Origin of the sequence: Cyclobacterium plantarum (assembly GCF_011290685.1) — a bacterium.
In the GTDB taxonomy this organism is placed as follows: Bacteria; Bacteroidota; Bacteroidia; order Cytophagales; family Cyclobacteriaceae; genus Cyclobacterium; species Cyclobacterium plantarum.
The window spans coordinates 448,107-461,357 of record NZ_JAANYN010000005.1; the positions used below are offsets into that span (position 1 = coordinate 448,107).

Here is a 13,251-nt window from a genome sequence, read left to right on the forward strand (position 1 = left end):
TTTTGAAGTACTTACCGGCCAGAATACTTTTGGCTGAAGCGTATTTACACTATTGCCTGTTTCAGGTTGGAACCTGCCCAATAACCAGGATGAATTTCTTTTCTATAAAAACATCAAGAAAATAGTAATGTTTAAATACCGTTCAAATCCTTCTTGGAATACTTTTTTTGTGGTTCTTATTTGTATGTTGGTCATTTCTGGAAATGCTACAGGTCAGGAAGCAGTTTACCTCAAAGGACAGGTTCTGGATAAGGCATCGGGTGAGCCTTTACCGGGAGCGACCGTATTCTGGAAAGACCAAACAGGCAAGGGGGCAGTTGCCGATATTGATGGCAACTTTTCAATAACCATTACCAATACCGATCTCCCGGCTACTCTGGAGATCAGGTTTTTAGGCTACCAGGGTATCAGCAGGGACATTAACAATAAAATCACGGATTTGAAATTTTTCCTTAGTCCTGAAGAAATGTCATTGGAAGAGGTAGTAGTCTCGGATAGGAGAGAAGATCACAATGTGCTCAGCACAGAAATCGGCCGGAATGAAATTTCCAGTGAAGAGCTAAAGCGAATTCCCGCACTATTTGGAGAAGTTGATTTATTAAGGGGCATACAATTGCTTCCGGGGGTTACTACTGCGGGAGAAGGTACTACCGGATTATTTGTGAGGGGAGGTTCTGCTGACCAGAATCTGATTCAGATTGACGGGGCACCTATTTACAATCCTTCTCATTTTTTCGGTTTTTTTTCTGTGTTTAATCCGGATGCATTGACCGATGTGGCCCTTTACAAAGGCAATATCCCGGCCCAATTTGGGGGGAGGGTTTCCTCCCTTGTGGACATATCGCTGAAGGAAGGAAATACCCGGAAAATTGAAGGTGAAGGGGGAATAGGAAGTATCAGTTCAAGGTTAACCGTGGATGGGCCACTCTTTTCCGAAAATTCCTCGTTTGTGCTCTCAGGCAGGAGAACCTACGCAGACTTGTTTTTGGCTTTTTCACCCAATGAAGACATTCGGAATAATCAGTTGTATTTTTATGATTTAAGTGGAAAACTCATGTGGCGGAAAGGGCCAAAAAACAAATTTACCTTTTCCACCTACTATGGAAGTGACTTTCTGGGTCTGGATGGGCAGTTTGGCCTGGGATGGAATAACTGGATCAATTCATTCAATTGGGACAGGGAGATTAATGAGCAATTGTACCTGGATGTATCGGCTTATTACAGCTTCTACAAATACCTGATCGGTTTTAGCGATGAGGACAATGGATTTGACTGGTCCAACTATTTTTCCGAAACCGGTATCAGGGCAGCATTGACTTACCTGCCCCGGGAGGATACGGAAATAAAAGCAGGGATTCACAGCCAGTTGTATTATTTTGCTCCTGTAGATTTACAACCTGCCTCTGGTAGTGGGATAGAGCCCCTGGTAACCAATCCGCGAATTGGATTACAAAACAATTTTTTTATTGCCCTTAAAGAGGAGCTTTCCGAGCAGCTCAGCATCGAGGGAGGTATCCGTTTTGGCCTTTACCAGCAAATTGGAGATGGGGTAAATTATTTGTACGACGACGATGACGTGGAAGGCCTAGGACAGGTAACCGATACCCTGGAATACCGATTTGGAGAAAAAATGCAACATTACCAGGGTTTGGAACCCCGCCTTGCGGTGAGGTACCTTCTGGGAGAGGGGACGTCCTTAAAAGGCAGCTATAATAGGAATTACCAGTATATTCAGGTGGCCTCCAATAGTTCCGCAGGTCTGCCGATTGACCGATGGGTGCCAGCAGGAAAATACATACTTCCCATCCGGGGAGATCAGGTGTCGGCAGGAATTTTTCAAAATCTCAGGAACAACCAATGGGAAGTTTCCCTGGAGGGGTATTACAGGGATTTCAGAAATATTGTGGACCTCAAGCAGGGGGCCAATATATTGTTTACCGATAATGTCGAGACTGAAATACTTACCGGTAATGGCTGGTCCTATGGATTGGAATTTTTGCTGAGAAAAAATATTGGAAAGACCACGGGCTGGCTGAGTTATACAAGGTCCAGAGTGTTCAGGAAAATTCGGGGTATCAATGGTGGTTTTCCCTATCCGCCCCGGTATGACCGGCCCAATGACATCAGTTTGGTACTTTCACACCAGTTGACCGATAGGATTAGCTTTTCCGGTACATTTATTTATACCACCGGAATTGCCGTAACCTTTCCCGTAGGCTCCTATGAGGTGGACAACCAACGGGTGCCTTTATATAATGAACAAAGAAATAGTGATCGCTTCCCGGACTACCACCGAATGGATTTATCCCTGACATTGAAAAATAAAAACAAAGGTAGGTGGTGGCAGGGAAGTTGGAACTTCAGTGTCTACAATGCTTATGGCAGGAAAAATCCCTTTTCTTATGAATTTACAGATATCTACAACAATGATATCGGATTTGACCGGGGTTTGGGAGAAGAAGTCAGTTCTGTAAGACCCGGGGTGGTGATGACCTATCTGTTTGGCATCTTGCCATCTGTTACCTATAATTTTAAATTTTAAAACCATGAGGCTAGTCCTGAAAATATCATTCTTGATGCTGTTGCTTGCCTGTCAGGAGGAGGTAAACCTTGACCTGGGGAATGTTGAAAAAACACCTCTTATTGAAGCTACCTGGACAGATGATGCATCCATGAATGCGGTAACTGTTGCTTACTCCAGGGATTACTATGATACCCTGCCCAATGAAGTCGCAACCCATGCAGAAGTAAGCATAGAGGATTTGCAAACGGGCGAAATAGTGGTTTTTCTGTTTGATGAAGATCTGGGCCAATACCTGGCTGAAAACCAGGAAGCAGCGACAATCGGTCATGAATATCAACTGCATGTTTCTCTGGATGGTAAGGATTATCTATCAAAAGGAACTACCCTGGAGGCGCCGGTCCTGGATAGCATCACCTATGAATTCAAGGAAGAAAGGTTTTTTGCAAGTGAAGGCTATTACCTTACCCTTTATGGTAAAATACCCTTCAATGAAAATAACTTTTACAGGTTGATTCTCAGTAAAAACGATACTGTTCTGAACCGCCGCTCCGATTATTTTCTATTTGATGATACCTTTGGCAGTTCCATATTGAACAATGGATTTGAATTGACTGCCTTTTCTTTTGATAAAGAGGATGAAGTAAGATTGCAAATGCTCAGGTTGAATGAAGGTGCTTATGATTACCTGAATCAGGTGGTATCACTTCTGTTTTCAGATGGGGGACTTTTTAGCCCTCCCCCGGAAAACCCACAATCCAACATTTCCGTGATGCAGGGCGAAGGAAGGGTGCTGGGATATTTCATGACCGCTCCTGTGCTTACCCGGACCGTAGTCATTCAGGAAGAGGATTGAATCGGCAAGGGAAGTAATTTTTGCTACAAATTTTCATGTTTATGTGCTTCCGCCAATTGGGACAACTCCTTTTTGCTATAGGCCACTTTACTGACCAGGTAGAACAATACCGGTACCAGAAATAAGGTGAAAAAGGTTGCTGAAAACATTCCTCCTGCCACGGTCCAACCAATGGTTCTTCTGGCCACAGATCCGGCACCGGAAGAAAAAGCCAGCGGCAGTACGCCGAGTATGAAGGCAAAGGAAGTCATTAAAATGGGCCTTAACCTCAACTTGGCGGCCATTGCAGCAGCTTTGGGAATGGGAATCCCCCTGTCTACCCGCTCTTTGGCATATTCCACGATCAAAATGGCATTTTTTGCAGCCAGTCCAATAAGGGTCAATAAACCAATTTGGGCATACACATTATTGGTGAGTGATGGAAACAGCAAGAGGGTGATAATGGCGCCAAAAACCCCTGTAGGAACGGCCAGCAATACGGAAAAGGGAACAGACCAACTTTCATAAAGTGCCGTGAGGCATAGAAATACAAATACGATAGACAATACAAATATTAAAAGTGTACTTCCTCCTGATTTGATTTCTTTCCGGCTCACTCCTGCAAAATCAATTCCATAGCCAAGCGGGAGTTCGGCAGCTGCCAGGGCAGAGATTCTTTCTATGGACTGGCCTGAGCTGTATCCGGGGGCGGCATCTCCATTAATGGTGCTGGATCTGAAAAGATTAAAATGGCTGATCAAAGGAGCATTTTCAATCACTTCTGTGCTTACCAGGTTGCTTAATGGAAGCATGCCCCCAGACCTGTTTTTGACAAAAATCTTTTCCAGACCGGATAAATCCTCTCTAAAGGAGGTGTCTGCCTGGGCTATTACCCTGAAGTTTCTTCCATATAGTATGAAATCATTGACATAAGTACTGCCCAGGTAGGTTTGCATGGAGGCATAAGCATCCCCTATGTTGACGCCAAGTCTGGCCGTTTTTTCCCGGTCCAGTTCTACCCGGTAAGAAGGCGTGGTGGCACTAAAAAAAGTGAAGGCATTGTCAATTTCCGCTGTCTGGTTCAATTCAGAGACAAACTCTTTTACCTCCTTTTCAAACTCATTGATGCTGGAAGTGCCGTCCAGATCCTGTACGACCATGGAAAACCCTGATGTACTTCCCAGTCCCGGTATGGCGGATGGTGCTACAATAACGATGTTTGCTTCAGGTAATTTTTCATTCAATTCCCGCAATAGCCGGTCCCGTATTTCAAAAGCATTCTGTCCTTCACCTTCCCGTTTGCTCCAGGGTTGAAGCTGGGAAAATACTGTCCCACTATTGGATTTGCTGGAAAAATTAATGGCATTAAGGCCTGTGACGGCCGTGAAATGAAAAATATCCTCTTCCTCTCCCAGTATATCCATCAGTTTATTGATCGTTTCCAGACTTCTGGCAGTAGAAGCGCCCTCCGGTAATTCATAAGTGATGAACAGCCGTCCTTCATCTTCACTGGGAATAAATCCCGATGGTTTTATTCCGAATAGTAAAACAGTAACAAGGATCAATATAAACAGGCCTGCCAAATAATACCTGGCCCGGGAGAAACTTTGTTCGACGCTTTGCAGGTATCGTTTTCCAAAGGCATCGAATTTTTGGTTGAACCAGGAGAAAAACCGCTGTATGCCTTTGGGCGACCGGGATGGTTTTGCCGGTTGTAGGATCAGAGAACAAAGTGCGGGTGTCAGCGATAAGGCGACAAATCCGGATATCAGCCCGGAAGCGGCAATGGCCATGGCAAATTGCTGGTAAAGGCGACCGACGATTCCCGGAATGAAGCCCACTGGTATAAAGACGGCTGCAATGATCAGAGACATGGCAATGACCGGTCCGGAAATATCCTTCATGGCTTTGCTGACTGCCTCTTTGGCATTCAGCTTTTCTTTTTCCATATAACCCATGGTGGCCTCCACTACCACAATGGCATCATCCACCACGATACCGATGGCGAGCACAAAACCAAAAAGCGTCAGGTTATTGATCGAAAATCCCAGGGGAATAAAAAGGCCAAATGTGCCTATAATGGAAACCGGAATAATGAGGATAGGAATCAGGGTGGTTCTCCAGTTTTGGAGAAAAATGAAAACTACCAGTGAGACCAGCAAAAGGGCCAGAATCAATGCTTCTACTACCTCGCCTATGGAAACCCGTACCACAGAAGCAGATTCAAAGGGAATGACATATTCCATGTCATTGGGGAAGTTTTTCTGAATTTCATCCATCGCTTCAATAATCCCCTCCTCCACATCCAGGATATTGCTTTCCGGTGTCTGATAGACGATAAGGTAGGCTGCGGGTTTGCCATCAGTAAAATTATTGACCGAATAGTCAAACCTTCCTAATTCCACCCTGGCCACATCTTTCAGGTAAACCAATTGGTCTCCTTCTGCCGCTGCCTTCACAATAACATTTTCAAACTCTTCCTCACTGTTCAGACGTCCATTGGTAAAAAGGGTGTATTCAAAAGATTGATACCCCTGCTGCGGAGGGGTTCCCAATGCTCCTGCGGCCACCTGAATGTTCTGTTCTCTTAAGGCAGTAATGATTTCGCCAGCGGACAGGCCGGTTTGAAAGAGCTTGTCTGGCTGTAGCCATATCCGCATGCTGAAATCCTGGGCACGGGTGAAAATATCCCCTACTCCCGGGACTCTTAGCAATTCGTTTTTGACAAAGATGTTGGCATAGTTATTTAAAAAATCAACTCCATGGGTTCCTTCAGGTGAGAACATGGATACGATCATCAAAAGGCTGGGATTCCTTTTTCGGATGGTAATGCCCAGCCTGCGAACTTCTTCGGGCAGCAAAGCCTCTGCCACATTGATGCGATTTTGGACTTCTACCGCTGCGATATCAATATTTGTACCCACTTCGAAGGTGATGTTCATGGTCATTCTGCCCTCGTTGCTACTAGTACTTTCAATGTAGGCCATTCCGGGCGTTCCGTTGATCTGGGTTTCCAGTGGAGTGGCTACCGTTTGTTCTATGGTTTCCGCATCTGCACCGGTATAGGTGGCTGTAACCTGAATAATGGGAGGGGTAATATTGGGGTATTGGGATACGGGTAGGTTGACTATGGCAAGGGTACCTAAAAGCAATATGACCAAAGAAAGGACAATGGCCAGATTTGGCCGTTGAATAAAAATGGATGAGATCATTCGGGATTTCTGTTTTGGGTGGTGATTTTATTCCCGTTACTTAGTTTCTGCATGCCACTAACAATGATTTCCTGTCCTTCGGCTAATCCTTTTTCAACAATAACCCGATCCTTAAATTTCCTACCCAGTTCTATTTTCTGCTCTTTTGCGGTATCATTTTCGATGACAAAAACCGAGATTTCTCCCATTTGTTCCATGGTGGCCTTATGGGGAATGGTGAGCACACTGTCCCCATTAATGGATTTTACCCGCAGGGTGGTGCTTAAGCCTGGCTTAAGGTTCTGGTCCGGGTTTGGGAAATGTAACCTGATTTGCAGGGTGCCGGTTTCTCTGCTTATTGCCCTGTCCATATTTTCCAGGGTGCCTGGATAGGGGTGACTTTCTCCATCGGGTAAACTTATCATAAAGGTACTATCGGCGATTACCCCTTCTTTATCCTCCATCAGGTTTCGGAATTTTGAAAGTTTTTTTTCTCCGGCAAAAAAATCAATCCCAATAGGATCATTGGAGGAGATGACATTTAGAAGCGTTTCACCCTGATTTACCAATGCCCCCAGTCGCACCGATGAGAAACCAATGGTTCCATCGAAGGGGGCCCGTACAGATGCATATTGAAGGTTGGTCAGGTCATTGTCTACCTGCCCTTGTGCGGCCATCATTTCCAATTCTGCATTGCGGAGATCGGTGAGGGCATTGTCGTATACCTGGGTGGCGATGGCATTTCCTTCCCTCAGTTTCTCGTACCTTTCCATGTCCCGCTGCACCCTCTGCAGATTGGACGCAGCGATCTTGAGTCTTGACTCTGATTGTTTTAAAGTGGCCTGATACCTGCTTTTGTCTATCTCATAAAGCAATTGACCTTTTTTTACTTTTTGACCATCCTTAAAGAGGATGTTGGTAATGTAACCACTTACATCCGCCCTCAATTCCACTTCCTGCAGTGCCACAGCAACGGCCGGATATTGGTCTGTTAGTTGGATCAGCTCCTTTTTTACCTTTTCGGATTCCACGCGGGTGGCCTGGCTTTCCGTATCATGCTTTTTATTACAGGAATATTGAAGGAGCAACAGCCCGATAAGTAATTGTTTTGTTTTCATCAATAGTCGGTTTTTATTTCTCCACGGGCTTTTTGAAGGTCTATTTTGGCAGTTGTGGCATTGAAAAGTGAACGCAGATAGTTGATTCGGGCCGTTCTTAAATCGGTTTCTGCCTGGATCACTTCCAGGAAGTTTTTAATTCCCTGTTCATACTGCAGGCTTATGGTACCGTAGATTTCCTCCGCAAGTTCACGATTGCTCTTTTGGGTTTTCAGCAAATAAAAACTGTTTTTATAAGCACTAAGGGCCTCCTGCATTTCCAGATTTATTTCCAACATCAGGCGCTTTTGATCCAGGTTAATATTCTGGAGATCCAGGGCTGCCATTCTTGCTTCATATTTCCTTTTCCCGCCCAGGAAAATAGGAAGATTAAGTTGCAGGCCAATCAGGGAAAATGAATACACCTGATCAAAAAGTTCACTGCCGACCGGACTTAAAAAGAGGAAATTGTAGTCATAAAAGGCTGATACATCCGGTAGAAATCTCCTTTTCTGATAGCTTATCTCAGCATTTTGAATGGCTTTTTGACTTTCCAAAACCTGATATTCGATTCGGTTTTTTGCCTCGTAAACCAAAAGGGTATCTGGAGTCAGTTTCTCCTCTAGCTGGGAAGCGGAAGCACGAACTTTGATTTCAATATCCTTATCCATTCCCAGCCAATATTTAAGAGCGGCAATTTTAATTTGCTTTTCTTCTTTGTATTGGTACAATTGGCTTTGGGTATTTTGAAGGGTAATGGTAGCTCGTTTAAAATCTATGTTATCCGTCAATCCTGCCTCCAACTGCAATTTGGCATCCTCTAATTGCCTGCTTTGCCTTTTGATATCCTCTTGGGCCAATCTAACCTGTTCCTCAGCCAGAAATACCTCATAAAAAGCTTTGCTAAGCCCCACTACTACTTGTATCTTAACATCTTCCAGTGACTGGGAAGCTGCTTGGTTTAAATGGGAGGCCTGGGCGTTCATCCTGAAAAGCTCATTGTTCAGCAGGTTTTGGCTCAATGAAAAATTTAAATTGGCATTATGTGGAACGCCGGTCCGGACTTCCTGGAATTCTCCTGATTCAGGATTGTCAAAATCAGGGAAAATGGCCACTGGTTGTTGAAAATACCTGTTGACAGCTCCTTCCAAATTCAATTGGGGGATCCAGGCCGATTTGCCTGATTTGATAGCATAATCCGTTTTTTCCGTTTCGTTGACAAACTGCTGCAAAAGAGGTTGGTTTTCAAAGGCCAGGGAAAGGGCGCTTTCCAAATCCAACTCCATTACTTCTTGCTGCTGTGAAAAGACCTGTCCGGTAAACAAAAAATAAAAAGTAAGAATTGCAAACAATGTTCTCATTAAAAGGGTGTTATTGGCTAAAGGATCGGTAAGGACTTGTACATGTGAATTTCTCAAAATAAAATGAGTTTACCAAAATTGTAAGTTCATGTGTTTAAAATTGTTGCTTTCCGGCCACAACTTGCGCCGAACTAAAGGTCGGGGTGGCCTGTGCCTTCCCGATACCTATCAGGACCTGGAGAATCTTGCCCCTATACCTTTCGAGTCATCCCTTTGCGTGTCCTCTTTGTCAGGCCCGGTTTTCTGTAATGGCTTTTACAAGCTTTTCACTTCTATCCCAAATCTGATCCCTTAATTTTTTCGATTCTGCCTTTTTGGATGCTGAAGATACTTTCGATTTTTTGAAATAATCCCCGTTCTTTCCCGGGACTTTATTGACGCTGGCTAAAAATATCCCTGTTTCTGCTCCTTTCTTGGGGCTGATCATAAATGGCTTGAACAAGGAAAGCAGCAATTTGAAAAAACCTTTGCTTTGCTGACCAAAATTGGTATTGACCACTCCCGGGTGAAGGGCATAGGCTTCAATATGTTGGTCCCCAAACTTTTCCGCCAATGATTTTGTAAAAAGGATATTGAAGAGTTTCGCATTGGCATAGGCTTTAAAAGAACTGTATCCCTTTTCAAATTGAAGGTCAGTTAAATCTACAGAAGCAGCTTTATGGGCTTCTGAACTCACATTAATGATCCTTGCGCCACTGTTGTGGGTCAAAAGGGGCATCAATTGCAAGGTGAGTAAATAATGACCCAGGTGATTGGCTGAAAAAGTCAGTTCCAGTTGATCTTTGGTTGTGGTTTTTTCGGGGAAAATGCCCCCTGCATTGTTGATCAATACATCAACGCTGTCGGTATGCTTTGCAATTTCAGCTGCTGCCTTTTTTACTGATGCCAGATCAGCCAAGTCACAATAAACCAAAATGAATTTATCGGCTTTGTCCTGGCTGTTTAATTTATTAACCAATGTCCTGGCTTTTTCCATGTCCCTTACCAAAAGGAATATTTTGGTGAATTTGGGTGCAAGTGCTTTGACTTTTTCTGCTCCAATACCAGATGTGGGGCCTGTAATGACGAGATGCATACTGAGAGGGATTTTGGTAAGTTAGAAAAACAGTGAATTGGCCCTGATTGTTCATTGATAAGTGGATTAGCTGGCTATAATTTGCCTTATAAATAAACTTTTTTGTGGTTTAAGACAGGTCATTTCGCAAAAGGTTCCCGCTTCCTGGCGAAGCCGGTAAATAATTTTTCCTATTTTTGCTAATAAAAAAAATGCTTCAGCCGGATTGCTTTGTTTTGTGATTTCAATTGGTTCGGGGCATGAGATTGTGAATGAGAGGCATACAGCAGCTTAATGGTATAGATTCACCCAATTGATAATTTCTTTACGTGGAAGACAAAAAATTCATAGACATCAAAAAAGTGATTCAGGAAAAAAATCCGGCATTGTCTAAGTGGTTGCCTGGATTTGTCCTGAGCTATATAAAAAGGATTGTACATGAATCTGAGGTTAATCAAATCATGTCTAAACACGGGGACTTAAAGGAATTGGATTTTGTGAACGCGCTGATTGAGGAGTTTGAAGTAGAAATAGCCATTTGTGGAGAAGAAAATATTCCCAGGGAAGGTAGTGTCATATTTGCTTCGAACCATCCTCTCGGTGGCTTGGATGGCGTGGTGCTGATGCATGTACTTGGCAAGTACAGAAAAGACCTGAGGTTTCTTGTCAACGATGTCTTGATGCACATCCCTCATTTCGGAAAACTATTTGTCCCGGTAAACAAACATGGTACCCACGGAAAAAGGGGTGCCGAAATAATTGAGGAGACCTATGCATCTCAAAATGGGGTGATTGTGTTTCCTGCCGGTTTGGTATCCAGAAAGCAGGAAAATGGAATCAGGGATTTGGAGTGGAAAAAAAGTTTTGTGAATAAGGCGAGGAAATATAAAAAAGATGTAGTACCTGTTTACATTGAGGGGAGAAACTCGTCTTTTTTTTATAATTTGGCCAACATTAGAAAAAAAATAGGACTGAAGGCCAATATTGAAATGTTTTATTTGGCTGACGAAATGTTTGGGCAGAAAAACAAAAAAATTGTGGTCCACATAGGAAAACCAATTTCTTACGAGTATTTTGATGCTTCCAAATCAGATAAATACTGGGCAGAAAAGGTCAAAGAAATAGTTTACAAGATTGTCCAAGACAAGTAGGATTTATGCAAGATATTATCAACCCGATTGACCGGGAGGTTATACATAGTGAATTGACGCCGGAGCGGTTTTTAAGATATGTAAACAATGGGGAAAATGAAATTTATCTGGTCAATCAGCATAATGCACCCAATGTTCTTAAAGAAATAGGGAGATTGAGGGAAGTATCATTCAGGGCCGCAGGCGGAGGAACGGGGCTTCCACTTGATATTGATGAAAATGATACCTGCGAAAATTGTTACCAGCAGCTAATCGCATGGAATCCCGAAGACAAGGAAATAATCGCAGGTTATCGGTTGATCAAATGTGCTGATGCCGGATTTGCTTCCAATGGATCTGTAAATCTTTCCACTGCCCATCTTTTTAATTTTTCGGACCGCTTTGTAAAAGATTATTTGCCCTATACCATAGAACTGGGCAGATCTTTTGTACAACCCAAATACCAGCCCAGTGTGGACAATAGAAAGGGGATTTTTTCCCTGGACAACTTGTGGGATGGCCTGGGAGCTGTGGTGATGCTCCATCCGGATGTAAAATACCTTTTTGGTAAAGTCACCATGTATCCCCATTATCAGTCCAAGGCCAGGGATTTACTGATTTATTTCATGAACCATTATTTTCCGGATAAGGATGAATTGATAATGCCCATTGATCCCCTGGGATACAAAACAGATGCCAGTAATTACCAGGGATTTTTTGATGGGCTTAGCTATAAGGAGGGTTACAAGCTGCTTAACTCCTCCGTTAGGGCTTTGGGAGAAAATATTCCTCCGCTGATCAATACCTATATGAACCTGTCCTCAACCATGAAAACTTTTGGGACAGCCATGAATTACGAATTTGGAGCGGTGGAGGAAACCGGTATTTTGATCACCATAGCCGATATCTACGAATCCAAAAAGCACCGTCACCTGGAAACCTTTGAGCGGGACAGGCACTTCGGCAAGAAATATAAAAAACATTAAGTAATCAATTATCGTGGGTAAGCTTTGAGCATATTGTCAAATGAAAGTAAAGCCTTTTGGAAATACCGGTTTGAATTTCCCTCCTGTTGTTTTTGGGAGCAGTTCACTGGGCAATCTTTTTCAGGCTTACACCAAAGCTGAAAAAAAAACGATTTTAAGGGAAATCTTCCGGCAAACAGCCCCTTATACCGTATTTGATACCGCTGGTAAATATGGGGCCGGGCTTGCGTTGGAGGTTTTAGGGGAGTTTTTAAAGGAGTCTTCCATTCCGGAAGACCAGGTAATCATTACCAATAAATTGGGCTGGGTAAGGGTGCCCCTGGAAGGGGAGGAACCTACCTTTGAACCGGGAATATGGAAGGGTATACAACATGATGCCGTCCAAAAAATCGGTTATGATGGCATTCTGGAATGTTTCGAAAAGGACAATGTATTACTCCGGGGATATACCCCTCAATTGGTTTCCCTGCACGACCCGGATGATTTTTTGAAGGCCGCAAGAAATGAGCAGGAAAAGGATTTTCGCTGGCAACAGGTACTTGAGGCATTACGTGCTCTGATCCAATTAAGGAATGATGGAAAAGTAAAGGGGGTAGGGGTCGGTGCAAAGGATTGGACCATCATCCGTAAAATTTATGGAGAAATCCCACTGGACTATGTCATGATAGCCAATAGTTTGTCGCTATATGCTCACCCGCCAGAACTGTTGGATTTTGTAGATTTGCTGCGGGAGAATAATGTAGGGATTATCAATGCAGCTATTTTTCAGTCTGGATTTTTGGTGGGTGAGGATTATTTTGACTACAAGAAAATAGACCGGGATAGTCCTGATGGGAAAGAAAAGCTTCATTGGAGGAAACAATTTTTTGGAGTATGTGAAAAACATGGCATAGCACCTTATCATGCATGTATTCAGTTTGCCCTTTCCATTCCGGGTATCTGCAGTGTGGCATTGAGCATCAATCAGCCCAATTTGATACAAATGAACCTTCAGGCAGCTGAGAATAAAATAACCTGCCAATTTTGGGAGGAGTTAAAAGATAAATCATTAATTTCCGCATTGTCTTTTATATAAC

General features: G+C 43.4%; 9 protein-coding genes. 5 read left to right on the top strand and 4 right to left on the bottom strand.

Translation table 11 applies throughout. The features are described 5' to 3' along the window. Nucleotides 1–184 precede the first annotated feature (184 nt). A complete protein-coding gene (locus tag G9Q97_RS14300; RefSeq protein WP_166147943.1) occupies nt 185–2,542 on the top strand; it encodes a TonB-dependent receptor in 2,358 nt (785 codons plus the stop codon). A gap of 4 nt (nt 2,543–2,546) precedes the next feature. Next, nucleotides 2,547–3,377, top strand: a complete 831-nt coding sequence (locus G9Q97_RS14305; protein WP_166147945.1) for a DUF4249 family protein — start codon at nt 2,547–2,549, stop codon at nt 3,375–3,377. Between the two features lie 23 nt (nt 3,378–3,400). Here the strand turns inward: G9Q97_RS14305 and G9Q97_RS14310 are convergent, their stop codons facing one another. From G9Q97_RS14310 to G9Q97_RS14325, 4 genes are all read right to left on the bottom strand, one after another. Then, nucleotides 3,401–6,568: an efflux RND transporter permease subunit gene (locus G9Q97_RS14310; RefSeq protein ID WP_166147947.1), complete on the bottom strand. Its 3,168-nt coding sequence runs from the start codon at nt 6,566–6,568 to the stop codon at nt 3,401–3,403. After that, a complete protein-coding gene (locus tag G9Q97_RS14315) occupies nt 6,565–7,665 on the bottom strand; it encodes an efflux RND transporter periplasmic adaptor subunit (RefSeq protein ID WP_166147949.1) in 1,101 nt (366 codons plus the stop codon). Before G9Q97_RS14315 ends, G9Q97_RS14310 begins: the two co-directional genes overlap by 4 nt. Then, nucleotides 7,665–9,062 carry a TolC family protein gene (locus tag G9Q97_RS14320; RefSeq protein ID WP_166147951.1) on the bottom strand — a complete coding sequence of 466 codons (1,398 nt, stop codon included), beginning with the start codon at nt 9,060–9,062 and terminating at the stop codon, nt 7,665–7,667. Before G9Q97_RS14320 ends, G9Q97_RS14315 begins: the two co-directional genes overlap by 1 nt. 172 nt (nt 9,063–9,234) lie before the next feature. Continuing rightward, nucleotides 9,235–10,080 (bottom strand): SDR family NAD(P)-dependent oxidoreductase, encoded by an 846-nt coding sequence (locus tag G9Q97_RS14325; protein ID WP_166147953.1) that lies wholly within the window; start codon nt 10,078–10,080, stop codon nt 9,235–9,237. Between the two features lie 308 nt (nt 10,081–10,388). Between G9Q97_RS14325 and G9Q97_RS14330 the strand changes: the two genes are divergently transcribed. The 3 genes from G9Q97_RS14330 to G9Q97_RS14340 are packed head-to-tail and all read left to right on the top strand — an operon-like array spanning nt 10,389 to nt 13,250. Next, the gene (locus G9Q97_RS14330; protein ID WP_166147954.1) at nt 10,389–11,210 is read left to right on the top strand and encodes a 1-acyl-sn-glycerol-3-phosphate acyltransferase; all 822 of its coding nucleotides are present in this window, start codon (nt 10,389–10,391) and stop codon (nt 11,208–11,210) included. A gap of 5 nt (nt 11,211–11,215) precedes the next feature. After that, nucleotides 11,216–12,175, top strand: coding sequence for a GNAT family N-acetyltransferase (locus G9Q97_RS14335; protein ID WP_166147956.1), 960 nt, complete (start codon nt 11,216–11,218; stop codon nt 12,173–12,175). A gap of 40 nt (nt 12,176–12,215) precedes the next feature. After that, nucleotides 12,216–13,250 (top strand): aldo/keto reductase, encoded by a 1,035-nt coding sequence (locus G9Q97_RS14340; RefSeq protein WP_166147958.1) that lies wholly within the window; start codon nt 12,216–12,218, stop codon nt 13,248–13,250. The last annotated feature ends 1 nt before the right edge of the window (nt 13,251 follow it).

What these genes read in the sequence shown, in the direction of transcription:
- G9Q97_RS14305 (WP_166147945.1), top strand. Translation starts at nt 2,547, where the DNA reads ATGAGGCTAGTCCTGAAAATATCATTCTTGATGCTGTTGCTTGCCTGT.
- G9Q97_RS14310 (WP_166147947.1), bottom strand. Translation starts at nt 6,568, where the DNA reads ATGATCTCATCCATTTTTATTCAACGGCCAAATCTGGCCATTGTCCTT.
- G9Q97_RS14325 (WP_166147953.1), bottom strand. Translation starts at nt 10,080, where the DNA reads ATGCATCTCGTCATTACAGGCCCCACATCTGGTATTGGAGCAGAAAAA.
- G9Q97_RS14340 (WP_166147958.1), top strand. Translation starts at nt 12,216, where the DNA reads ATGAAAGTAAAGCCTTTTGGAAATACCGGTTTGAATTTCCCTCCTGTT.
- G9Q97_RS14335 (WP_166147956.1), top strand. Translation starts at nt 11,216, where the DNA reads ATGCAAGATATTATCAACCCGATTGACCGGGAGGTTATACATAGTGAA.
- G9Q97_RS14315 (WP_166147949.1), bottom strand. Translation starts at nt 7,665, where the DNA reads ATGAAAACAAAACAATTACTTATCGGGCTGTTGCTCCTTCAATATTCC.
- G9Q97_RS14300 (WP_166147943.1), top strand. Translation starts at nt 185, where the DNA reads ATGTTGGTCATTTCTGGAAATGCTACAGGTCAGGAAGCAGTTTACCTC.